This window comes from Oceanobacillus sp. MO10714A (assembly GCF_037072045.1).
GTDB classification, from domain to species: Bacteria; Bacillota; Bacilli; order Bacillales; family Amphibacillaceae; genus Oceanobacillus; species Oceanobacillus indicireducens.
Window position 1 is genome coordinate 17944 of sequence record NZ_JAXHDC010000007.1, and the last position, 23496, is coordinate 41439.

Annotated in this window: 18 protein-coding genes, 2 tRNA genes, 1 other RNA gene and 1 other annotated feature; of the genes, 20 read left to right on the forward strand and 1 reads right to left on the reverse strand. The window is 40.8% G+C overall.

The genetic code is table 11. The annotated features are described in order from the left end of the window. The first annotated feature begins 79 nt into the window (after window positions 1–79). The 18 genes from dnaN (at window position 80) to SPD53_RS07035 (ending at window position 21833) form a co-directional block, all read left to right on the forward strand. Complete coding sequence (gene dnaN / locus SPD53_RS06950) at window positions 80–1216, forward strand: DNA polymerase III subunit beta (RefSeq protein WP_156855329.1); 1137 nt, start codon at window positions 80–82, stop codon at window positions 1214–1216. Window positions 1217–1655: 439 nt separating this feature from the next. Next, the gene (yaaA, locus tag SPD53_RS06955; protein ID WP_156855361.1) at window positions 1656–1874 is read left to right on the forward strand and encodes a S4 domain-containing protein YaaA; all 219 of its coding nucleotides are present in this window, start codon (window positions 1656–1658) and stop codon (window positions 1872–1874) included. 5 nt (window positions 1875–1879) lie between these two features. After that, window positions 1880–3001: a DNA replication/repair protein RecF gene (gene recF, locus SPD53_RS06960; RefSeq protein ID WP_156855328.1), complete on the forward strand. Its 1122-nt coding sequence runs from the start codon at window positions 1880–1882 to the stop codon at window positions 2999–3001. Window positions 3002–3021: 20 nt separating this feature from the next. Continuing rightward, a complete protein-coding gene (gene remB / locus SPD53_RS06965; RefSeq protein ID WP_336252074.1) occupies window positions 3022–3288 on the forward strand; it encodes an extracellular matrix regulator RemB in 267 nt (88 codons plus the stop codon). A 405-nt stretch (window positions 3289–3693) separates the two neighbouring features. Beyond that, window positions 3694–5613, forward strand: a complete 1920-nt coding sequence (gene gyrB, locus SPD53_RS06970; protein ID WP_336252132.1) for a DNA topoisomerase (ATP-hydrolyzing) subunit B — start codon at window positions 3694–3696, stop codon at window positions 5611–5613. 361 nt (window positions 5614–5974) lie between these two features. Then, window positions 5975–8530 (forward strand): DNA gyrase subunit A, encoded by a 2556-nt coding sequence (gyrA, locus tag SPD53_RS06975; RefSeq protein ID WP_336252075.1) that lies wholly within the window; start codon window positions 5975–5977, stop codon window positions 8528–8530. 85 nt (window positions 8531–8615) lie between these two features. Next, window positions 8616–9725, forward strand: a complete 1110-nt coding sequence (locus SPD53_RS06980) for an HD-GYP domain-containing protein (protein ID WP_336252076.1) — start codon at window positions 8616–8618, stop codon at window positions 9723–9725. 255 nt (window positions 9726–9980) lie between these two features. Then, window positions 9981–11195, forward strand: coding sequence for a carboxylate--amine ligase (locus tag SPD53_RS06985; protein WP_336252077.1), 1215 nt, complete (start codon window positions 9981–9983; stop codon window positions 11193–11195). Between the two features lie 190 nt (window positions 11196–11385). Continuing rightward, on the forward strand, window positions 11386–12861 hold the full coding sequence (gene guaB / locus SPD53_RS06990; protein WP_336252078.1) for an IMP dehydrogenase: 1476 nt from the start codon (window positions 11386–11388) through the stop codon (window positions 12859–12861). Between the two features lie 223 nt (window positions 12862–13084). Next, window positions 13085–14422, forward strand: a complete 1338-nt coding sequence (locus SPD53_RS06995; RefSeq protein WP_336252079.1) for a D-alanyl-D-alanine carboxypeptidase family protein — start codon at window positions 13085–13087, stop codon at window positions 14420–14422. 101 nt (window positions 14423–14523) lie between these two features. After that, window positions 14524–14754: a binding site (T-box leader), on the forward strand. A 61-nt stretch (window positions 14755–14815) separates the two neighbouring features. Then, window positions 14816–16084 carry a serine--tRNA ligase gene (gene serS / locus SPD53_RS07000; RefSeq protein ID WP_336252080.1) on the forward strand — a complete coding sequence of 423 codons (1269 nt, stop codon included), beginning with the start codon at window positions 14816–14818 and terminating at the stop codon, window positions 16082–16084. A gap of 162 nt (window positions 16085–16246) precedes the next feature. Further along, window positions 16247–16339 (forward strand) — tRNA-Ser (locus tag SPD53_RS07005). Between the two features lie 609 nt (window positions 16340–16948). Then, entirely contained in the window at window positions 16949–17764 is an 816-nt protein-coding gene (proC, locus tag SPD53_RS07010) for a pyrroline-5-carboxylate reductase (protein WP_336252081.1), read from the forward strand. 106 nt (window positions 17765–17870) lie between these two features. Further along, window positions 17871–17943: transfer RNA gene (locus tag SPD53_RS07015), tRNA-Arg, on the forward strand. 264 nt (window positions 17944–18207) lie between these two features. After that, complete coding sequence (gene acsA / locus SPD53_RS07020) at window positions 18208–19923, forward strand: acetate--CoA ligase (protein ID WP_336252082.1); 1716 nt, start codon at window positions 18208–18210, stop codon at window positions 19921–19923. A gap of 312 nt (window positions 19924–20235) precedes the next feature. After that, a complete protein-coding gene (locus tag SPD53_RS07025) occupies window positions 20236–20670 on the forward strand; it encodes a hypothetical protein (RefSeq protein ID WP_336252083.1) in 435 nt (144 codons plus the stop codon). Window positions 20671–20716: 46 nt separating this feature from the next. After that, complete coding sequence (locus tag SPD53_RS07030; RefSeq protein WP_336252084.1) at window positions 20717–21244, forward strand: hypothetical protein; 528 nt, start codon at window positions 20717–20719, stop codon at window positions 21242–21244. A 73-nt stretch (window positions 21245–21317) separates the two neighbouring features. Beyond that, window positions 21318–21833 (forward strand): type 1 glutamine amidotransferase domain-containing protein, encoded by a 516-nt coding sequence (locus tag SPD53_RS07035; protein WP_336252085.1) that lies wholly within the window; start codon window positions 21318–21320, stop codon window positions 21831–21833. A 48-nt stretch (window positions 21834–21881) separates the two neighbouring features. On the opposite strand, the gene SPD53_RS07040 is transcribed toward SPD53_RS07035, so the two are convergent. Beyond that, entirely contained in the window at window positions 21882–22412 is a 531-nt protein-coding gene (locus SPD53_RS07040) for an isochorismatase family cysteine hydrolase (protein WP_442946182.1), read from the reverse strand. Between the two features lie 137 nt (window positions 22413–22549). Between SPD53_RS07040 and tadA the strand changes: the two genes are divergently transcribed. Both tadA and ffs read left to right on the forward strand, forming a co-directional pair. Beyond that, the gene (tadA, locus tag SPD53_RS07045; protein WP_156855317.1) at window positions 22550–23011 is read left to right on the forward strand and encodes a tRNA adenosine(34) deaminase TadA; all 462 of its coding nucleotides are present in this window, start codon (window positions 22550–22552) and stop codon (window positions 23009–23011) included. Window positions 23012–23081: 70 nt separating this feature from the next. After that, window positions 23082–23347, forward strand: an RNA gene (gene ffs / locus SPD53_RS07050) — signal recognition particle sRNA large type. Window positions 23348–23496 lie beyond the last annotated feature (149 nt).

Consider the following 23496-nt stretch of genomic DNA (forward strand, 5'->3'; position numbering starts at 1 on the left):
ACAGGCCTTATTACTATTATTACTGTTTTTTATAATAAATAATATATATAGAGAGAACTTCCGCTAGGAGGATAAATTCATGAAATTTACAATCAAACGAGATTTATTAATAACTGCTGTTCAAGATGTAATGAAAGCAATCTCTGCACGACCTGTCATTCCAATTCTTTCTGGAATGAAAATTGAAGCAAGCATTCACGGTATTACATTGACAGGAAGTGATTCCGATATTTCGATCGAATCTTTTATTCCTAGTGAAGAAAATGGAAATGTAAATGTTGAAAATATTGAACCTGGAATAATTGTGCTTCAAGCGAGATATTTCCCTGATATTGTAAGGAAATTACCACAAGATACCGTGGATTTCATTGTAGAGGAAAACTATCAAGTAAAAATCAGTTCAGGTAAATCAGAATTTACGCTTGTTGGTCAAAGCGCAGAAGAATATCCGCATCTTCCAAGACTTGAAGCAGAGACAAGTTTTGAAATGCCGATTCCTTTATTTAAAAATATGATCAAACAGACTGTATTTGCCGTATCAACGATGGAAACACGTCCAATATTAACTGGTGTAAATATTAAATTAGAGAATAATGAACTTACTTTCACGGCAACAGACAGTCACCGCTTAGCAATGCGAAAAACAGCTATTGAAGCGGCTGAAGTTGCGTTTCATAATGTGGTTGTACCTGGAAAAAGTTTAAATGAATTAAATAAAATCTTGGATGATACCGAAGAAACCGTTGAAATCAATGTAACGAATAACCAAATTCTTTTCAGGACGAAGCATTTAAGCTTCCTCTCCCGTTTACTTGATGGAAATTATCCGGAAACTTCTCGACTTATCCCAGAAGAAAGAAAAACAAGAATCGTCGTGAATACAAAAGAATTATTAAATACAATCGATAGAGCTTCTCTACTTGCAAGAGAAGAAAGAAATAATGTCGTTAAACTTACAACACAAGGAAGCTCCATTGTAGAGATTACAAGTAACTCACCGGAAGTAGGAAATGTTCATGAGGAAATTGTTGTAGAAACGATTGAAGGAGAAGAATTGAAGATCTCTTTCAGCTCAAAATATATGATGGATGCACTAAAATCAATGGAATATGATGAAGTGATTATCGACTTTACCGGGGCTATGCGCCCATTTGTAATCATTCCAAAAGAAGATGACTCGATTTTACAATTAATTTTACCAGTCCGGACCTATTAATTTTATAAAGACTAAGTGAAAAAAAACCTTTATCCACATGTGGATAAAGGTTTTTTGCTTAATTGAACAAAGGCGTAAGTGATGGGACAAGCTTTGCGCAGTACTGAACTTAACAATCCTTCAATTGAAAATTTGCCGAACGTTTATGCGGAGCTTAGGAGCAATTATAATCTTCGTGAAGAAAGTCAACATCAGCTGAAGAAAAATAAGTTTGCACCTGGATAGACACCCGCACCTTTGTTCAATTTAAAACAAAAAATAAGCCATTTTGAGAAGTTTTTGCCCCTCCCCAGTGGATTACCTTTCAAAATGGTGAAAACTTTAGTAAAATAGGTTTATAGAGTTTTTAACGGTAAATACTAAAACTAACAAGTCTTTTACAGGAAATGCTATTCCATTTTTTTTCATAAGACGAAAAGAAAACATGGTGATGAATGATATGCAGGAAAAAGTAAACATAACAACGGAATATATAACGCTTGGTCAGTTGATTAAAGTTCTTAATATCCTTGAATCCGGCGGTATGGTCAAAGCCTATCTAAAAGATGTCGGAGCTAATGTAAACGGAGAATTGGAACATCGCCGCGGCCGGAAATTGTATCCAGGTGACACGGTCGAAATCGAAGGAAATGCTTATATCGTAAGTGCCGAGGACTAGATTGCATGCATATCGAACAGCTAGTCCTTAAAAACTTTAGAAATTATGATGAGCTCACCCTTACTTTTGATGATAAGGTCAATGTCATTATCGGGGAGAACGCCCAAGGCAAGACAAATCTCATGGAAGCAATCTATTGTCTAGCCTTTACAAAGTCTCACCGGACAACGAAGGAAAAAGAACTTATTCAATGGGACAAAGAATATGCTAAAATAGAAGGTAGAGTAAAAAAGAAAAGTCAGGTCCTTCCCCTGGAGATGGTTATCTCGACGAAGGGAAAGAAAGCGAAACTAAATCATCTGGAACAACGCAGATTAAGTGATTTCATTGGTGCACTCAATGTCGTCATGTTTGCCCCCGAGGATTTGACACTTGTAAAAGGTCCTCCCCAAGCCCGCAGACGTTTTATTGATATGGAACTCGGGCAAATCCAGGCGACATATATTTATCATTTAGCACAGTATCAAAAGATTTTAAAACAGCGTAATTCTCTTCTAAAACAATTACAACGTCAAGGCAGTACCCAAGTTACCATGCTTGAGATCCTTACCGACCAGTTGATCCAGCATGCTGCGATCATTTTAGCGAAACGGTTCAGCTTTTTAAAACTGTTAAGAAAATGGGCAGCACCGCTTCATCATCAAATCAGTCAAGAACTTGAAGAGCTGGAAATTAAATACGATGCAAGTATCGATGTATCTGAACAGGATAGCGAAGAAGAAATCGAAACGGCTTTTCAGAATAAATTCGAAGAGATACAAGAAAAGGAAATCGAACGTGGAACAAGTCTGATTGGTCCCCACCGCGATGATTTAATCTTTTACGTGAATGGAATGGATGTTCAGACCTATGGCTCCCAAGGGCAACAACGTACAACCGCCCTTTCTTTAAAACTCGCAGAAATCGAATTGATTCACCATGAAGTCGGCGAATATCCGATTTTACTGTTAGATGATGTATTAAGTGAGCTGGATGACTTTAGACAATCCCATTTATTAAATACCATTCAAGGAAAAGTACAGACCTTTGTTTCGACAACAAGCGTTGATGGTATTCATCATGAAACATTGAAAGAAGCAGAATTGTTCCGAGTAACAAATGGAACTGTAACTGTAGAAAAGCACTAAAGGAGGTCCTAACTTACCTTATGTTTATTGATATAGGAAATGGGAATGTCATACAATCCTCAACAATTATTGCAATAATTGATTACGAGCTCATCTCCTCATCTGTGCTCTTACAAGAAATGATAGAAAATGCCAATCAGGAAAAAACACTAAAGGGACCTACTAACCATGCGAAATCAATGATGGTCACAACAGAAGGAACCTACGTCAGCACTCTATCGGTAGCAACCCTAAAAAAACGCACAAGCATTAAAGCAACCATCAAACACATGGAAGACTATTACTAGCATCTTTCTAATTTTTTTCACGTATTAACGGTCTGTAATACCCCTCCTCTAAACATGAGGGAAAACCAATATGTGAAGACCGGGGATAAACAGTCCGTAAATCCCTGATTCTGTTCAACTAACATTCAGTGGGGGGGAAGGATACCCCAAACCCCACTGAATGAAGTTTCACTTTATTAATTTCTCTTTAGACTGATGTAGGATATAAGAGTTTTCCGGGAGCATTCCCGATACCTTGAGACTTCAATGGGAGGCCTGCTAAGAACGGTCATGCCCAGTGCGCCTGGGTTAACCAGCCGTCCACGGAAAGAAAGAGGGGCCAGGAATGCGGACCCTAGAAAGAAAGTCACCATACTGCAAAATAAATTTAAGTAAGCTTTTAAAATAGAAATGAGTGAGAGATTTATGGAAGAAAATGTATCTAATAATCAATCCTATGACGCCGAACAAATTCAGGTCTTAGAAGGCCTCGAAGCGGTTCGTAAACGTCCCGGAATGTACATCGGATCCACAAGTGCAAGAGGACTCCACCACCTTGTCTGGGAAATTGTCGACAACAGTATCGATGAAGCCCTTGCCGGATACTGTGACCACATCCAAGTGATCATTGAAAAAGACAACAGCATCACCGTAAAAGATAATGGTCGTGGAATTCCCGTTGACATCCAAAAGAAAACTGGCCGACCAGCAGTTGAAGTCATTATGACGGTTCTTCATGCCGGCGGTAAATTCGGTGGTGGCGGTTATAAAGTTTCCGGTGGACTCCACGGCGTTGGTGCATCCGTTGTAAATGCTCTTTCCAGCGGTCTTGAAGTATACGTACACCGTGATGGGAAAATCTACTCTATTGCTTTTGAACAAGGTAAAGTCGTGAAAGAACTCGGTGTCGTTGGTGAAACTGAGATTCAAGGAACAGAAATCCATTTCACACCAGACCCGGAGATTTTCACAGATACAACGGAATTTGAATTTGAAATATTAGAGCAGCGTCTCCGTGAACTCGCCTTTTTAAATAAAGGCCTTACAATCACAATAGAAGATAAACGAGAAGACAGAGAGCCTGTCAGCTATTACTACGAAGGCGGAATCAACTCTTACGTTGAATATATTAACCAGAATAAAGATGTACTTCATGAACCGTTTTATGCTAACGGCTCTACCCAAGGTATTGAAGTTGAAATATCGATCCAGTACAATGACGGATTTGCCTCGAATCTATATTCTTTCGCTAACAATATTCATACGTATGAAGGTGGAACACATGAAGTTGGTTTCCGTACTGCTTTAACCCGTGTAATTAATGAATATGCTCGTAGAAACGGATTATTAAAAGAAAATGAAACAAACTTGACCGGGGACGATGTTCGTGAAGGAATGACCGCAATTGTCTCGATCAAGCACCCGGACCCGCAATTTGAAGGTCAAACGAAAACCAAACTAGGAAATAGTGAAGTACGTACAGTTACCGATCAAGTTTTCAGTGAAACGTTCCAAACGTTCCTCCTTGAGAATCCAACGGTTGGCCGTATTATAGTCGATAAAGGCCTGATGGCTTCAAGGGCAAGACTTGCTGCGAAAAAGGCAAGGGAGCTTACGAGAAGAAAGAGTGCGCTTGAAGTTTCGAATTTACCAGGTAAACTTGCCGACTGTTCCTCGAAAGATGCATCTATTAGTGAGCTGTATATCGTGGAGGGGAACTCTGCCGGTGGGTCTGCTAAGGCTGGTAGGGACAGACATTTCCAAGCAATCCTGCCGCTAAGAGGTAAGATTCTAAACGTGGAAAAAGCAAGACTCGACCGAATCTTATCTAATGCAGAAATCCGTTCAATGATTACTGCGATTGGTACAGGCATTGGTGAAGAATTCGATATTGAAAAAGCACGTTATCATAAAATCGTAATTATGACGGACGCTGATGTGGATGGTGCTCATATCCGCACCTTGCTGCTTACCTTCTTCTTCCGGTATATGCGTCCATTAATTGATCACGGATATATCTATATTGCACAGCCACCCCTTTTCCAAATTAAACAAGGGAAAAATGTGCAATACGTTTATAGTGACGAGGAATTGCAAGAGTCATTGACTGAACTGCCGGAAGCACCAAAGCCAATTATCCAGCGTTATAAAGGACTGGGTGAAATGGATGCAGATCAACTTTGGGAAACAACAATGAATCCAGAGAACCGCACCTTGCTTCAAGTGCAGCTGACAGATGCGATTGAAGCGGATCAGGTCTTTGATATGCTCATGGGCGATAATGTAGAACCGCGCCGAAACTATATTGAACAAAATGCAAAATACGTTCAAAACTTGGATATATAGAATTTGGAAATGAAGAGGACTGGGGCAATTTGCTCCCCTCTTTCGTTTCTTCTGTAGATAGAAAACTATAAGAACAAAGTGCTGTGGATAACTATGAACACTGGCATTAGCCACGTCCGGCTCCAGCGCCCAGCAACTAGCAAACTTCACACTCCTCCAATCGATAAGTCAACATCAACTCACTATCGTTCGTTGTGTTTCCTTTATCTCATTCCGGAGTGCTCCAGTTTGTACGTTGCTACGACGCACAGGATGTGCTAGTGCAGGTGTTGCGACAGGACGTCGCGTTTTTAACCTGCAAGGGCGCTTGCGCCTTTGTTCTACGGGGAAAATGAGTTTTCCCGACTAGGAGGTAACAGAAATGGCTGAAGAACACAGGAATGTACAGGAAATAAATATTAGTCAGGAAATGCGGACATCTTTCCTTGATTATTCAATGAGTGTTATTGTATCAAGGGCTTTACCCGATGTACGCGACGGCATGAAGCCGGTTCACCGCAGGATCATCTATGCGATGAATGATTTAGGCATGACCCCGGATAAAGCATATAAAAAATCCGCCCGTATCGTCGGTGAAGTAATCGGTAAGTATCACCCGCATGGCGATTCTGCCGTTTATGACACGATGGTGCGGATGGCACAGGATTTCAGCTATCGTCATATGCTTGTCGATGGTCATGGGAACTTTGGTTCGGTTGATGGTGACCAAGCTGCGGCAATGCGTTATACTGAGGCAAGACTATCAAGAATATCAATGGAATTAGTCCGTGATTTGAATAAAGATACGGTTGATTTCAGAGATAACTACGATGGTTCAGAGCGGGAACCAGCTGTTTTCCCTGCCCGTTTTCCTAATTTGCTAGTGAATGGAACGTCAGGGATTGCGGTCGGAATGGCAACGAATATCCCGCCTCATAACTTAGGTGAGACAATTGACGCAGTCCTCGCTTTATCGAAGGATGAAGAGATTACAATCGAGGAATTGATGGAATATCTACCGGGACCAGACTTCCCAACAGCGGGAATTATCATTGGCAGAAGTGGTATTCGTAAAGCCTATGAAACAGGCAGAGGCTCGATTACAATGCGAGCAAAAGTTGATATTGAAGAGCATGCGAATGGCAAGTCAACAATCATCGTGACCGAATTGCCATATCAAGTGAATAAAGCGAGACTCGTAGAAAAGATTGCCGAGCTTGTCCGTGATAAACGAATTGACGGCATTACCGATTTACGTGACGAATCAAGCCGTGAAGGTATGCGTATTGTCATGGAAATCCGCCGGGATGCCAATGCGAATGTTATTTTAAACAATTTATATAAATTTACTGCCTTGCAAACGACATTTGGTGTGAACACATTAGCACTTGTCGACGGGCAGCCGCGAATATTAAATATTAAACAGTGTCTCGAGCATTATCTCACCCACCAGGTTGAGGTCATTGAAAGGCGTACTGCTTTTGAATTGAAGAAAGCAGAAGCACGTGCTCATATTTTAGAAGGGTTGCGGATTGCGCTTGATAATCTTGATGCTGTCATTAACTTGATCCGTAATTCGAAAACAACTGAAATTGCCCGTGAAGGGTTAATGACACAATTCAATTTATCAGAGAAACAAGCCCAGGCCATTCTTGATATGCGACTCCAACGCTTAACTGGCTTGGAGCGGGAAAAAATTGAAAATGAATATAGTGAATTGCTCGCACTAATTGCTGAGTTGAAAGCAATCCTTGCTGATGAAGAGAAAGTACTTGAAATCATCCGTGAAGAATTAACGGAAATTAAAGAGCGTTACAGTAATGAACGTCGTACAGAAATTGTTGCTGGTGGGATTGGCTTTTTCGAGGATGAGGACTTGATTCCGGAAGAAAATATCGTCATCACCCTCACCCATCACGGCTATATTAAACGCTTGCCAGCTTCGACGTATCGTACACAACGCCGGGGCGGCCGAGGTATTCAAGGAATGGGAACGAATGAAGACGACTTTGTTGAACAACTCGTCTCTTGTTCGACCCACGATACGATCCTCTTTTTCACGAATCGCGGAAAGGTTTATCGCTTGAAAGGATATGAAATTCCTGAATTCAGCCGAACTGCAAAAGGAATTCCAATCATCAACTTACTGCAAGTGGAAAATGACGAATGGATCAATGCAGTCATTGCGGTGGAAGAGTATGATAAAGAAGCGTATCTTATTTTTACGACGAAATTTGGAATTGCGAAACGTACATCACTTTCCATGTTTGCGAACATCCGTCGTGGCGGTTTGATTGCTGTTCATCTACGTGATGAAGATGAACTGATTTCCGTTCGTTTATCTAATGGGAAGAAAGATATTATGATTGCAACTAAAAATGGTTATCTGATCCGCTTTGAAGAAGAGCAGATTCGCCCGATGGGAAGAACAGCAGCCGGAGTGAAAGGTATTTCCTTACGGGATGATGATGAAGTCGTCTCGATGGAAATCATTGAGCCTGGTGCAAACATTCTTCATGTAACAGAGAATGGTTACGGAAAACAGACGCCTGAAGAAGAGTACCGTAGAATTAACCGTGGCGGTAAAGGTGTCCTGACATGCAGAATTACGGATAAAACTGGTAAAGTCGTGAAGGTAAAAACAGTGACAGGTGAAGAAGACCTGATGCTCATAACGATTGCCGGTGTCTTAATCCGGATCCCGGTTGAAGAAATTTCCGAAACGGGAAGAAATGCAATGGGAGTTCGTCTCATTCGCTTGCAAGATAAGGAGCAGGTTGCGACCGTTGCTAAGATTGATGATGAAGAGGATTTGGAAATTAAAGAAGATGACTCCTCGTCAGAAGGTGAAACGGAAACGGTAATCGACCATGACAGCGACATCGCGGAAACATCGGCAATGGATGAAGATCTAAATGATGAAGATATAGAAGAATAACGGTGTTGAAAGTGACTCGGGATAAACGGATACAATATACGTTTTAGGCGGGTCACTTTTCCCATTTAAAATTGGAGGCAGGAGTATGCGTGTACATCCAACCCAATTAGTTGCAGGTACCGTGCTTTTACGGGATGTGAAGGGTAAATCTGGTCACCCGATTATGAAAGAGGGAACGATTTTAACGAATGAACATATTACCGTCTTACATAAATTTCTAATTGAATCCGTAGAAGTCTCGAATAAGTTAGAAAACGGTGAAGCATTTATCGCGAAAGAACATGTAAAGTTTAAGGAACAGTCAAAACCCGTGGAAAGGAATATTTACCTTGAAGCAGAAGAGTCTCGCTCCTTCCCTGCCCATTACTTGGAGGTAGTGCGGGATTATAAACAATTCTTCGCAGATTGGAATAACGGTGTTCCCATCGATATGGTAAAGGTAAGACAATCTATTCTGCCGCTGCTTGAACGAATTGGGGAATTAGATATGGAAATATTCACCCTGCATCAATATGGGGCAACGGAAGATTATATTTATCACCATAGTGTTGCTGTCAGTCTTCTCGCCGCATTCTTAGGAAAAGAGTTAGGCTATCGTAAAGGAGAATGGATTCAGCTTGGAGTTGCCGGCTATCTTGCGGATGCTGGAATGACCCGAATTGATTCTGATATCTTAACAAAAGGCGGACCACTGACCGAGCAGCAAGTACAAGATATGAGAAATCACTCGACGTACTCTTACCGGATGGTGGAAAATTTGACTGGCTTATCGAAAACAGGGAAAATCGCTATTCTTCAGCATCATGAACGGATGGATGGGAGCGGTTATCCACTAGGGATACGGAATGAACAGATCAATACCTTTGCCCGGATACTAGCTGTTTGTGATTCATATCATGCGATGACAAGTGACCGCATGTATAAAGCGAAACAATCCATTTTTAAAGCACTGGATGAGCTATTTCAGGAGCGTTATACAAAGTTAGATCTGAAGATTGTCCATCCTTTTATTGAAAGTTTGGCGAAGCGGGCCGTCGGAAAAACCGTCCACCTGACGAATCATAAGACAGGGGAAATTGTTTACTTTGATGACGATCACCCTGCATCTCCTTTAGTGAAATTACATGAAACCGGTGAAATCATTAGCTTACAGATGAATCCTGAATTACAAATTGAGGAGATTATTTTAGATTAGGTGGGTTTGGCGGGGGTTAATCCCCTGAGGCAGTATTGTATCTTTGTGGAGCAGCTTGGTGGTAATGGAGAAGGTTTAATCACCTGAAAATCGCAGCATCCAGCCAGCATTCCCGGTAGATAACAGAGTCCCTAATCCTCTAAAAGCACTGATTGATAATTATTTCGGTAGGTTTGAGCCCTTATTTATTGTATAAGAAACTATAAAATACTAATATCAATACAGATAATCTTTACGAATGAAACAGGAGGCGCTATGAATAATCAATCTTTTACTCCAGTCATCATTGGAACGGATATTAACGCCTATAATATGGCGATATCCTTCCATGAAGCCTACGATATTCATCCCATTCTTGTTGGCAAACAGGAAATGGGATTTACAAGCTTTAGTACAATCCCAGAGCGGATCGACATACATCCCGATATAACGGATAAAGGAAGATTCGTCCCGATTCTAAAAGAACTCGCGGAAAACTTACAAAATCGCAATCATCCGTTAGTGCTCGTTGGTACGAATGATGCGTACGTCCGCTTGATTATTGAAAATGAAGAAGAACTGAAGAAATATTATCGTTTCAACTATATATCCGAAGACCTGATGAATCGGCTGCAGAAGAAAGCAAACTTCTATAAACTTTGCGAGGAGTATGGAATTGATACACCGACGACATACTTCTATGACTGTAAAGACGATAGCCCGTTCACAGAAGAAATGACATACCCTGTCATTATTAAACCGAGTAATGGAATTGAATATTATAAACATCCGTTCACAGGTCAAGAGAAGGTCTATCGGGTAAATACGCCAGAAGAAACAGATAAGGTCATCCAAATGATTAAGAATAGCGGTTACCGGGATGAACTGATTATTCAGGATTATATTCCGGGAGACGATACGTACATGTGGGATTCGGTTCTTTATTTAAACTCGAAAAGTAAGACTGAACTTGTTACATTTGGACAAGTTGTTTTGCAAGAGCATACCGCAACAGCAATCGGTAACTACACGTCTGTTCTTACCCGTTACAACGAGGAAATGATGAAGAAATTACAGCAATTTCTAGAGACGGTTGGCTATGTCGGTTTTGCCAATTTCGATATAAAGTATGATGAGCGCGACGGGAAATTTAAAATCTTTGAAGTCAATATCCGTCAAGGCCGGTCCAGTTATTATGTAACGGCACTCGGACATAATATGGCAACGTATATTGTCGATGATGTTCTCCATGATAAGGAAAAACCGACGACTTATTTAAATGAGGAATATCTATTTTCCGTTGTACCACGGATTGTGTTAAATAACTTTGTCGAAAATGAAGCAGTAAGGCAAGATGTTAAGCGGCTTGTTAAGGAGAAAAAATGGGGTAACCCCCTCTTTTACAAAAAGGATAAGAGCTTCAAACGTAAATTCTATATGCTGCTCAGACAAATTAACTATTACCGGAAATATAAAAATAATAAATGGTAAAATCTCCAGAATATCCTGGGGATTTTTTCTAACATAAGTACTAAATTCCAGCTAGGAGAATTTTGAATCTACTTACTATTCCTATTAAATTCGAACTGGTTGAAAAACGTCAAGAATTGGCGTAAAGTAAATAAAAATAGCTAAGCTAAACGAGAAAGATTGAAGAATATATTAGGAGGCCAGAACGAATATGCGTGAAGATAAATTTGGGAAAGAAGGCTTAACGTTTGATGATGTGCTGCTTATTCCTGCCCATTCACAAGTACTGCCAAATGAAGTGGAATTAGGAACACAATTATCCGAGACATTGAAGTTAAAGTCCCCTTTCATTAGTGCTGGAATGGACACTGTTACAGAAGCAGAAATGGCAATTGCAATGGCACGTCAAGGCGGTTTCGGAGTCATTCATAAAAATATGTCCATTGAAGAACAAGCGGAAATGGTTGACCGGGTAAAACGTTCCGAAAGTGGAGTAATTACGAATCCATTTTTCTTAACACCAGAGCATCAAGTCTATGACGCTGAACATCTCATGGCTAAATTCCGTATTTCCGGTGTACCGATTGTGAATGATATCGAGGAGCAAAAGCTTGTCGGTATTTTAACGAACCGTGACTTGCGCTTTATCCAGGATTATTCTATCCAGATTTCTAAGGTGATGACTAGTGAGAATCTTGTCACTGCTCCAGTAGGTACAACATTGAACGAAGCGGAAAAGTTACTGCAGCAGCATAAGATTGAGAAGCTTCCACTCGTAGATGAAAATGGTATACTGAAAGGTCTTATCACGATTAAAGATATTGAGAAAGTTATCGAATTTCCGAACTCTGCGAAGGATTCCCAAGGAAGATTGCTTGTAGCAGCGGCGGTAGGTGTAACGGGAGATGCGATGAACCGAATTGAGAAGCTCGTGGAGGCAGGAGCTGACGCCATTGTAATTGATACAGCCCATGGCCACTCAGAAGGTGTACTGAACCAATTGAAAAAGGTGCGAGCAGCTTATCCGGATCTCGACATTATTGCAGGGAACGTTGCAACAGCAGAAGGAACGGTAGCTTTAATTGAAGCTGGTGCATCAATTGTTAAAGTTGGAATTGGACCTGGTTCGATCTGTACAACACGGGTTGTAGCAGGTGTCGGTGTACCACAAATTTCAGCTGTTTATGAATGTGCAAAAGCAGCTCAAGAATACAATGTACCTGTTATTGCCGACGGTGGAGTCAAATATTCCGGCGATATTGTAAAAGCAATTGCGGCAGGCGCACATGCAGTAATGCTCGGTAGCATGTTCGCGGGTACAACGGAAAGCCCTGGTGAAACAGAAATTTACCAAGGCAGAAAATATAAAGTTTACCGTGGTATGGGGTCTCTTGGCGCTATGAAAGCAGGTTCCAAAGATCGCTACTTCCAGGGTGATACGGAAGATGCGAAGAAACTTGTACCAGAAGGAATTGAAGGACGTGTCCCTTATAAAGGCGCACTTGCGGATATTTCCCATCAATTAATTGGTGGTTTACGTTCTGGAATGGGTTATTGTGGAGCAGCAACGATTGAAGAATTACGCAAGAATGCGCAATTCGTCAAGATCACGAATGCCGGCCTCCGTGAAAGCCATCCACACGATGTGCAAATTACAAAAGAAGCTCCGAACTATTCGGTACAATAACTTTTGATAAAGCAAGCACTTATTTTTCTTGAGGTCACACGCAAACCTAATAGAAAAATAGGTGCTTTTTTCTATCCTAAATTAGGCAGAATGGATGAAGTAGGATGGATATAAAAAATGATAAAATCAGGACAGAGGTCCGTCTATTTTTTTTGATGAAAATATGGTAGAATATCAAGGTGCTACAATATAAACTTTTTAATCATGTTGGAGGTAAAATAAGTTGATTCAAGTAACTAAAAAAACTGTGTCAGGAATACTCATCTTTGTACTACTGATCACATCGTTCATGATACAGCCGCTCACAACCCATGCAGAAAGTACCCTCGATTTAAATGCAGAGTCTGCCATCTTAGTTGATGCGGGGACTGGAAAAGTTCTTTATGCGAAAAACGCAGATATTGCCCTTCCTCCAGCAAGTATGACGAAAATGATGACGGAATATCTTGTTCTTGAAGCGATCAATGAAGGAAAGATCGACTGGGATACAACAACTCAAATCAGCAATTATGCATATAAGATTTCAGCTAATGAGCTCTTTTCAGGAGTTGGTTTAACACAAGATAAAGATTATGCCGTACGCGATTTATATAACGCGATGGCTGTCTTCTCTGATAATGCGACAACGATTGCACTTGCTGAATTAATCGCAGGTTCAGAAACAGAATTTGTTAAGATGATGAATGATAAGGCTGAGGAATTAGGCCTTTCTGAATATAAATTTGTAAACAGCTCAGGTTTGGATAATGATTCCTTGGGAGATGACATGCCTAAGGGAACGGACCCGAATGCAAGTAACCTTCTATCTGCGCGCTCTGCAGCTCAGCTTGCCTATCATTTAGTCAATGATTTTCCGGAAGCTTTAGAGATTTCTAGTCAGACAGAAGTGGAATTTGAAGATTACAAGATTGAAAACTTAAACTGGATGCTTCCTCATGAAGCAACATTTTTACAATCCTTCCATTATGAAGGAGTCGACGGATTGAAGACAGGTAATACGGATCTTGCTGGCTATACGTTCACTGGTACAGCTGAAAGAGATGGAACCCGTCTAATTACAGTTGTAATGAAGACTGGTTCAAAAGAAGAGCGCTTCAGAGAAACAGCAAAATTACTCGACTATGGTTTCAATAATTTCGCATCTGAAGAATTATTCCCGGCTGGTCACCAGCTGGAAGATAAAGGAACTCTTCCTGTAGCTAAAGGAAAAGAAAAAGAAGTAAGTGTCTCAATTAGTGAAGGAATTGCTATTCCAATCCAGTCTGAAGAAGCAGAGTTATATAGTTTGGAATACAATATCGATGAAGAGAAATTAAATGATAACGGAGAAATTGTAGCGCCAATTGAGAAGGGTGAAAAACTCGGTACCGCAACACTTGTTTACGAAGGTGAAGCAACCGACCATGGTTATATATTTGATCAGGAATCCGTCGTTGTTGACGTGGTTAGTGATGAAGCAGTTGAAAAAGCGAACTGGTTCATGCTTACTCTAGGTGCAATTGGTGACTTCTTCGGTAATGTCTTTACAACAGCAGTAGATTGGATCAAAGGATTGTTTTAATCGAAGTAAAGTGTATGTGAGCTGCGGATTTAGGATAGGATATGTTATACATGCTTGCTTTTTTAAAGTAAATCAGCTATGATGGTAGCAAATCAGATGGATTAAAGGTACTGACAGGAAATAGTAGCGGTTATTTCTTCTGTAGAGAGTCGATGGTTGGTGTGAATCGACGTTGAAATGCTGTGAATCCATCCTTGAACTGGTTTATCGAACAGGACTCGTTCCAGAGTAAATAAACCCGGGATCTCTGCACCGTTAATGCAGATCAAGCCGGAAGAGATAATCTCTTCAACAAGGGTGGCAACGCGGGAATATAAACTCTCGTCCCTATTATTGGGATGAGAGTTTTTTTGATTTTAAATATTTAATAATAAATAAAAGGAGGAAAAGCAAATGTTGGACATGAAATTTTTACGGAACAATTATGAAGAAGTGAAAGCGAAACTTCAGCACCGAGGTGAAGACTTATCAGAGCTGGATACGTTTGGTGAACTCGATGAAAAACGCCGGAAATTGATTGCTGAAACAGAACAGTTGAAAGCAAAGAGAAATGCTGCGACACAAGAGATAGCTAAGCTAAAGAAAGAGAAAAAAGATGCGGATGCTGCGATTCAGGAAATGCGTCAAGTCGGTGAAGAGATTTCCAAACTTGATAAAGACTTGAAGGAAATAGAAGAAAAGTTGGAACAGGTTATGTATTCCATTCCAAACATCCCTCATGAAAGTGTACCGATTGGCGATGATGAAGAGGATAATGTCGTCCAGCGTACGTGGGGTGAGCAGCCGGAATTCGATTTCGAGGTGCAGCCGCATTGGGACATTGCGGCGAACTTGAAGATTTTAGACTTTGAACGGGCCGCTAAAGTGACCGGTAGCCGCTTTGTTTTCTACACGGGACTTGGTGCAAGACTTGAGCGTGCATTATTGAACTTCATGATGGACTATCATGCGGATAACCACGGCTACAAAGAGATTCTTCCGCCATATATTGTTAATCGCATGAGTATGATTGGTACAGGACAGCTACCGAAATTTGCAGAGGATGCATTTAAACTTGAGGAGTGGGACTATTATTTAATCCCGACTTCAGAGGTACCTGTTACGAACTATCACCGTGATGAGATCATGCTCGATTTACCAAAACAATATGTTGCTTACAGTGCGAATTTCCGGTCAGAAGCGGGCTCAGCCGGGCGTGATACAAGAGGTTTGATACGTCAGCATCAATTTAATAAAGTTGAGCTTGTTCACTTTGTTAAACCTGAAGATTCTTATGACACATTAGAGAAACTAACCGGTCACGCGGAGAAAATTCTGCAGGAATTAGAATTACCATACCGTGTGATGAGCATGTGTACCGGCGATTTAGGTTTCACTGCTGCGAAGAAATACGATATTGAAGTATGGATTCCAAGTCAAGCTACGTACCGTGAGATTTCTTCTTGCTCTAACTTTGAAGATTTCCAAGCAAGACGCGCCGGCATCCGTTTCCGCCGTGATACGAACGCGAAACCGGAATACGTGCATACATTGAACGGGTCTGGGCTGGCTGTTGGCCGTACGGTTACTGCTATTTTAGAAAATAACCAGCAGGAAGATGGCTCTGTTATCGTACCGAAAGCACTCGTTCCTTATATGGGTGGAAAAGAAGTTATTAAATAAAGTTTGTTGGCACTGGCTGGCTCTAAATTGTCCAGCTAGTGCTTTTTATCACGGATTAACGGTCTGTAATCCCCCCACTGAATGAGTTTCACTTTATCATAAATTTTACGAAATGGATTGACAAGTATAAAATATTTATGGTATATTATATCTTGTGATTACGGAGGTATACCCAAGTCTGGCTGAAGGGGTCGGTCTTGAAAACCGAAAGGCGGGTCAAACCGCGCGGGGGTTCGAATCCCTCTACCTCCTCCATTTTTTATAAATCTTCAATCCTTTGAAACGCTTGTTCTTACTGAATGAAGCGTTTTTTTGCTATTTTCCGCTCAAGTTCACGATTTGAAATGTTGGAGATCATGATTAACGATACCTACTTCTGAAATCCCCTCTTGACAAAGCGCACGATTCACTTTACTATTAACAGAAATAACATACACTCTAGACGATGATCAGACTAGTAGTATGAGAACTGTCCGACAGAAAATGGGATTCACCGGCTGAAAGATCCCTACGCACAAGCTTGTATGAACCTACCTGGGAGTCGTTAGCGATAAACTAACCGCAGGAAACTGTGTTATCAATGAAGAGAGGGCAATTTATTGCCAAAAATAGGTGGTACCGCGGAGCTGCTTCCGTCCTTGTTTCAGGGATGGGATCAGCTTTTTTAGTTGTGAGTTTTTATCACCTATTAACGGTCTGTAATCCCCCTCCTCTAAACATGAGGGAAACCCAATATGTGAAGGCTGGGGATAAACAGTCCGTAAATCCCTGATTCTGTTCAACTAACATTCAGTGGGGAGGTAAGGATCCCCCACTGAATGAAGTTTCACTTTATCAGGAAAAAGAAAAGAAGAGGTGTTCGAATTGTGTAAACGTATTGTTTTTGTAGGCTGTGGTTCAATGGCTGAAGCGATAATGGGTGGTATGCTGCAGACGAAGACAGTAGATAAAAATGATATTTATGTAACGAATAAACAGGATGAGGGGCGATTGGGTAATATCGAGGCTACGTATGGAGTGCAAACTTCTTATGATAAAGAAAAACTTCTTGATCTTGCAGACGTTGTTATTTTAGCAATGAAGCCGAAAGATTTAGCGGAATCCCTCGATGAAATACGTCCATTTATAAGAGAAGAGCAGCTCATCATTTCAGTTCTTGCAGGCGTTATGACAGAAACAATAGAGGAGATAATTGGCAAAAGAAATGCTGTCGTCCGAGCAATGCCAAATACATCTGCGCAGATTGGCTATTCGGCTACTGCGATTGCAGCTGGAAAATATGTCGATCAGGAGAAAATCAATATTGCGGAGAGGTTATTTCAGTCGATTGGAGTAACGAAGGTCGTTGCTGAGGACGATATGCATACGGTGACAGCCATTTCTGGGAGCGGCCCAGCATTTATCTATTACTTTGTCGAAGCGATGACGACAGCAGCGCTAGAAGCCGGTATGGACGAACAGACGGCTGATGCACTTATTACCCAGACCATTATAGGTGCTGGGAAGATGTTGGAACAGTCCGGGGAACCAGCGTCAGTTTTAAGAGAAAATATTACGAGTGTAGGCGGAACAACTGCAGCCGGGTTAGAAACGCTTAAAGCAAATGAATTTGAGAAAATTATTATCTCCTGTATCGAAAGCGCCCGAAATCGCTCCATTGATCTTGGGAGAACGTTTTAAGTATAGAAAAAAGACAGGGAAAAAATTACCCTGTCTTTACTTTCTGCTCTTGGTTTTTCTTCCTAACTTTTGTATAATAATAATGTTAACTATTTTTCTTCACTATGGCTCCGTAGCTCAGGGGATAGAGCGTCAGTTTCCTAAACTGTGCGTCGCAGGTTCGAATCCTGCCGGGGCCGCTTTAATTTTTCATTTATCCACATGTGGATAAATGATTTTTTATTTTGTGACCAAACTCATATCGTAATAATCAATTATTAAAAATCACAGGAGGAATTTTTTCTGTGATTTTCTTCTTTTAGAGGACTGATTTCGAAACTATTCAGCTAAATTACTTTTAAAGTGTCACAAAATGTTCTAAAATGGATTTAAGTTCGTAAAAGATTTACATTATTTTATGTAATAAGAAATGTTAACGGTTACAAGTAAAGGAGAGGTGAATGATGGATATGAAACCAATTCCCGCAAGAGAAGGGAACTACAACTTACAGGATTATGAAGCATACAGAGAGAACTTTTCTTGGGAAGATGTGAAGCAGCATCTTAGTATGCAGCAGACGGGAAAGGTAAACATGGCATATGAAGCGTTGGATCGCCATGCAGAAGACCCGGAGAAAAGGGACAAGCTCGCATTGATTTATTCGAGCCCGGACCGGAAGGAAACATTCACATTTCTTGAATTAAGTAAGCACAGTAACAAGTTTGCGAATGTACTTCGAAAATATAACGTACGTAAGGGAGACCGTGTATTTCTTTTCATGCCGCGCAGTCCAGAGTTTTATGCCGCCTTTTTTGGGATTTTAAAAACAGGTGCAGTTGCCGGACCACTCTTTGAAGCATTTATGGAGCAGGCCGTACGCGATCGGTTAGAAGATAGTGAAGCAAGCATGCTTATTACAACAGCCGAACTATTAGAGCGTGTCCCTTATACGGAACTCCCTCACTTGGAAAACATTATAATTGTTGGTGAGGATTCAAATAAAGAAGGAAAGTTCATCAGTTTTGAAGAAGAGATGGAAGCTGCACCTGAGGAATTTGAAATGGAATGGGTCAATTTGGAGGACGGGATGCTTCTGCATTATACGTCCGGTTCCACTGGTAGGCCTAAAGGGGTTTATCATGTGCATAACGCAATGATTCAGCATTATGCGACAGCTGAGTGGGTCCTCGATTTGAAGCCGGATGATGTATATTGGTGTACGGCAGACCCGGGCTGGGTAACTGGGACAAGCTATGGTATTTTTGCACCATGGCTCTATGGGGTGACAAATGTCGTCCGCGGAGGCAGATTTACACCGGAATCTTGGTATGAAACATTGGAAAAATACAAAGTAACGGTTTGGTATACTGCTCCTACAGCACTTCGTATGCTTGTGAGCCATGGGGAAGATAAAGTAAAACAGTATGATTTATCCGCTTTACGTCATATTTTAAGTGTTGGTGAGCCGCTCAACCCGGAAGTGATTACTTGGGGATTGCGTGCCTTTGGTTTACGGATTCATGATACATGGTGGATGACGGAAACGGGCGCACAAATGATTGTGAATCTCCCGTGTAATGAGATTCGCCCAGGCTCTATGGGCAAACCAATTCCTGGCGTTGAAGCGTCAATCATTGATCATGAGGGAAATGAACTGCCGCCGAATCAGATGGGTAACCTTGCGATTAAAGCCGGGTGGCCAGCCATGATGCGCCAGATTTGGAATAACCCGGGTAAATACGAAAGTTATTTTATCAATGGCTGGTATATTTCCGGAGACAGTGCTTACCGGGATGAAGATGGTTATTTCTGGTTCCAAGGGCGTCTAGATGACGTGATTAATACGTCTGGAGAGCGGGTTGGACCATTTGAAGTCGAATCAAAACTCATTGAACATCCTGCCGTCGCGGAAGCTGGAGTTATTGGGAAACCTGACCCAGAACGTGGAGAAATTATTAAAGCATTTATTACACTAAATGACGGGTATGAGGAATCAGAGGATTTACTTCAAGATATCCGCAAATTTGTTAAAACTGGTTTGAGTGCGCATGCTGAACCAAGGGAAATTGAAATCAAAGATACGATTCCAAAAACAAGAAGCGGAAAAATTATGCGCCGTCTCTTGAAATCATGGGAACTTGGACTGCCGACTGGAGATACATCTACATTAGAAAGCTGAATAAAGTTAAAAAATCCTGCATAAATAAAGATGCAGGGTTTTTTATTAACTCAACTTTCGTACCTAAAAACATCTGATTCGTTCAGATCTGTGAAGCGCTCGTAGCGGATGAAATATATACCTTGACAAGGTCGTTCAAACAAGAAAAAACACCTCAACTTTTGGTATAGTTGATTTGGTTAGTATTACTACCAAAATAGAAGAAAACTCCTACTATGATAACGAATAACAATCAAAATAAGCAACTGCCAAATGAAGTAAAATCGACATTTAAAGAATGGAAGGTTTTAAATTCTTATGTGATCCCGGTTTATGGTGTATTTCCTGATTTCTCCTTTTGTTTTAATCGTGCTGGCATTTTTGCGAAGGAGAAGAAAACAAGAAACAGCGACAGAAGAGTTATTTAAAAAAGTTTATAACAACGAATCTAAGCTTACCCTTCCCTGTTATGATATATCAGTCGACCAACACAAAAGAAATACAATATCTATCTCAGAAGACTCAATCATCCTGATAGAAGGTATTTTTCTTCAAAGGAAAGAATGGAAAACTTATTTTGACTTCATTGTTTTTGTAAATTGTTCAAAGGAAAAAAGATTTGCTAGAATTGTAAAAAGGGATACATATCTGGGCGATAACCAAATAATATTGGAAAAATATAAAAAACGCTATTGGTTAGCGGAAGACTATTATCTGGAAACGGAAAATCCGGTGAAATCGGCGGATATCGTATACAATGGTCTATAACAGTTTCCAAAATATTAAACGGTTGATGAAAAAAAGGAAGATACACATGAATCGTAAAACTAATGATGAAGAAGCTGCAATCACCCATTACTATCCAGGGACAAATATTAAAATGCGGCCTGGTGACGTGCTCTATTCCCATAAGTATGCCCTTTCCTCATTTTTAGTCGGGCATACCGGAATTGTCGGTACGAATTACCGTATTTATCATGTGAATCGCTGGAAGGGATTTGGACACGCTGACAGTATGCCCATCTATCTTTCCCGTCACCGGAAGGGCGAATTAATCACCATTCTCCGCCACTCTAATGAACAGGAAGCGATTCACTCGGCAAAATGGGCTATGCAGCATTATGACAAGGTGCAACGCTATACGTATGTGCGTGATTTAACCCGGTTGGAAGCTAATTATTGCTCCAAATTCATCTGGCAAGCCTTTTACTTCGGCACGGAAGGACAAGTGGATTTACTGCAGAAAAGAAAAAGAAAGTCTTATAAAAAATTCGTGATGCCTGGTGCAATTTATCGCCGTCTCAAAAAAATTGCAAGCTTTGAAAATACACTGTACCAGTAATATGGGAATGTTTTAGAAATCATGAAATGGGAAAACCTTATTATGTACAATCATAATAAAGGAGTTGCTAATGATGGGTAAAAAAATTGCTACAGTCATTACAGACCTATTTGAGGACTCGGAATATACAGAGCCGGCAAAGGAATTTGAAGATGCCGGACATGAAGTAGTTACAATCGGTGCAAAGAAAGGTGATACGGTCATTGGTAAGCAGAAGAACGCCAAGGTTGCGATTGAATATGGAATTGATGACGAGGATCCGAATGATTTTGATGCCCTCTTTATTCCCGGTGGTTTCTCACCAGACCAATTACGGGCGGATGATCGATTTGTTAAGTTCGCCAAGCATTTCATGGATGAGAAAAAACCGGTCTTTGCGATCTGCCATGGACCACAGTTACTAATTACGGCAAAAACGCTTGAAGGTCGTGATGCAACAGGCTATAAATCAATTCAAGTCGACATGGAATATGCAGGTGCAAAAGTAAGAGATGAGGAAGTTGTCGTTTGCCAGAACCAGCTCGTAACAAGCCGCCAGCCGGATGATATTCCAGCATTTACTCGAGAATCATTGAATGTATTGAAATAAGTGAAACACTCTCTCAAGTCTTTTTCTTGAGAGAGTGTTTTTCAAATCTTATATCGGTTCAATATTTGCCTTCATGACGGAACGCATTAAATAGAGTGCATAATCATTTGTATCATTCTCCTCAGACGCCATACAGTTCTTTGGAATATGCAAGTTCATTTTGTACATATAAGCATCCTTTGCCGTGAATAAAATACAAATATCCCCTGCTATTCCCGCAAGAATGAGCGAATATCGATTTAGATCAGTTAGCAGCGAATGGAGCGGTGTCTGGAAAAAAGCGGAATGCTGTGGTTTAATCAAGAAATAATCGTCATTATCCGGTTTTAGCGCTTCAATTATTTCTTTACTATTATGATTCGTACACTGTCTAATAATTTTATTAAAATCTGCTTGCCATAATCCATAATGGTCATTAACATAGATGACAGGCAGATCGTTTTCCTTTGCAAATGTCTTTAGCTTGATTAGGTTTGGTAAAATCATCTTTGTATTCCTTAATAATTTATCTCCACCGGAAAAATTAAAATCATTAATAATATCAACGAAAACAACCGCCGTATCTTCCAAAGTTTGCATCATCTTTGCCCCTTTGTGAAATAATGTTTATCACGTATTAATGAGTTTCACTTTATTAGTCCATCTAAAATGAATGTTTAATTAATTATTTCCTTATCTGATAAATTCAAACTTATAAAGAAATGTTGGGTTAATTTATGTCTGATGAAAATTTTATGCAAGCAGCGATAAATGAAGCATTAAAAGCGAGAGAAGTGGATGAGGTGCCAATTGGTGCAGTAATCGTCCTGAAGGGGGAAATTATTGCAAGCGGATATAACCTCCGGGAAACATCACAGCAGACTCTTTCTCATGCTGAGCTTACTGCAATTGAAGCAGCAAATGAAAAAATAGGCAGCTGGCGTCTGGAAGATTGTACACTATACGTCACTTTGGAACCGTGTCCCATGTGTGCAGGGGCCATCGTGCAGTCAAGGATGAAACGTGTTGTATATGGTGCTCCAGATCCGAAAGCAGGTTGTGCGGGAACATTATTCAATCTACTGGACGAACCACGTTTCAATCATCAAGTTGAAGTAACGAGCGGTGTCCTGCAGGAAGAATGTGCGAGCTTGCTTACTGACTTTTTCAAAGCACTTCGGAAGAGGAAAAGTAAGTGATCCTAGCTTTGTTGTTTCATGAAATGTTTTCCATTGCAAATTGAATAGGATAACGTTATAATGGGACTTACCGTGCTAAGCGGGGAGGTAGCGGTGCCCTGTACTCGCAATCCGCTATAGCGAGGCTGAATCCCTTGCCGAGGTATGGCGACTGTATGGTCTGCCTTAGTGAATTGGTGTTGACGTTCAGGTCCTGCGCAACAGGAACCCACGAACCCTGTCAGGTCCGGAAGGAAGCAGCAGTAAGTGGTCATTCGTGTGTGCCGCGGGGAAGCCTAAGCCGAGCCATGAAGCTAAGAAGCGCATATGGACGTCGTATCGACGTGAGGTGCACGGTATACATATTTCGTGAGCAACGACTTTAGACATCACAAAACGGTGTTGTCTAGAGTCGTTTTTTATTTATCAATCGCATCATGATAAACTAACGGTAGAGCTAATACTCCTCCTTGTTGTAGAAACAAGTTGTCTGAACAACAAGACGA

Coding starts and splice junctions, on each gene's coding strand:
- dnaN (WP_156855329.1), top strand. CDS start 80: ATGAAATTTACAATCAAACGAGATTTATTAATAACTGCTGTTCAAGAT.
- yaaA (WP_156855361.1), top strand. CDS start 1,656: ATGCAGGAAAAAGTAAACATAACAACGGAATATATAACGCTTGGTCAG.
- recF (WP_156855328.1), top strand. CDS start 1,880: ATGCATATCGAACAGCTAGTCCTTAAAAACTTTAGAAATTATGATGAG.
- remB (WP_336252074.1), top strand. CDS start 3,022: ATGTTTATTGATATAGGAAATGGGAATGTCATACAATCCTCAACAATT.
- gyrB (WP_336252132.1), top strand. CDS start 3,694: ATGGAAGAAAATGTATCTAATAATCAATCCTATGACGCCGAACAAATT.
- gyrA (WP_336252075.1), top strand. CDS start 5,975: ATGGCTGAAGAACACAGGAATGTACAGGAAATAAATATTAGTCAGGAA.
- SPD53_RS06980 (WP_336252076.1), top strand. CDS start 8,616: ATGCGTGTACATCCAACCCAATTAGTTGCAGGTACCGTGCTTTTACGG.
- SPD53_RS06985 (WP_336252077.1), top strand. CDS start 9,981: ATGAATAATCAATCTTTTACTCCAGTCATCATTGGAACGGATATTAAC.
- guaB (WP_336252078.1), top strand. CDS start 11,386: ATGCGTGAAGATAAATTTGGGAAAGAAGGCTTAACGTTTGATGATGTG.
- serS (WP_336252080.1), top strand. CDS start 14,816: ATGTTGGACATGAAATTTTTACGGAACAATTATGAAGAAGTGAAAGCG.
- acsA (WP_336252082.1), top strand. CDS start 18,208: ATGGATATGAAACCAATTCCCGCAAGAGAAGGGAACTACAACTTACAG.
- SPD53_RS07025 (WP_336252083.1), top strand. CDS start 20,236: ATGGTGTATTTCCTGATTTCTCCTTTTGTTTTAATCGTGCTGGCATTT.
- SPD53_RS07030 (WP_336252084.1), top strand. CDS start 20,717: ATGAATCGTAAAACTAATGATGAAGAAGCTGCAATCACCCATTACTAT.
- SPD53_RS07035 (WP_336252085.1), top strand. CDS start 21,318: ATGGGTAAAAAAATTGCTACAGTCATTACAGACCTATTTGAGGACTCG.
- SPD53_RS07040 (WP_442946182.1), bottom strand. CDS start 22,412: ATGCAAACTTTGGAAGATACGGCGGTTGTTTTCGTTGATATTATTAAT.
- tadA (WP_156855317.1), top strand. CDS start 22,550: ATGTCTGATGAAAATTTTATGCAAGCAGCGATAAATGAAGCATTAAAA.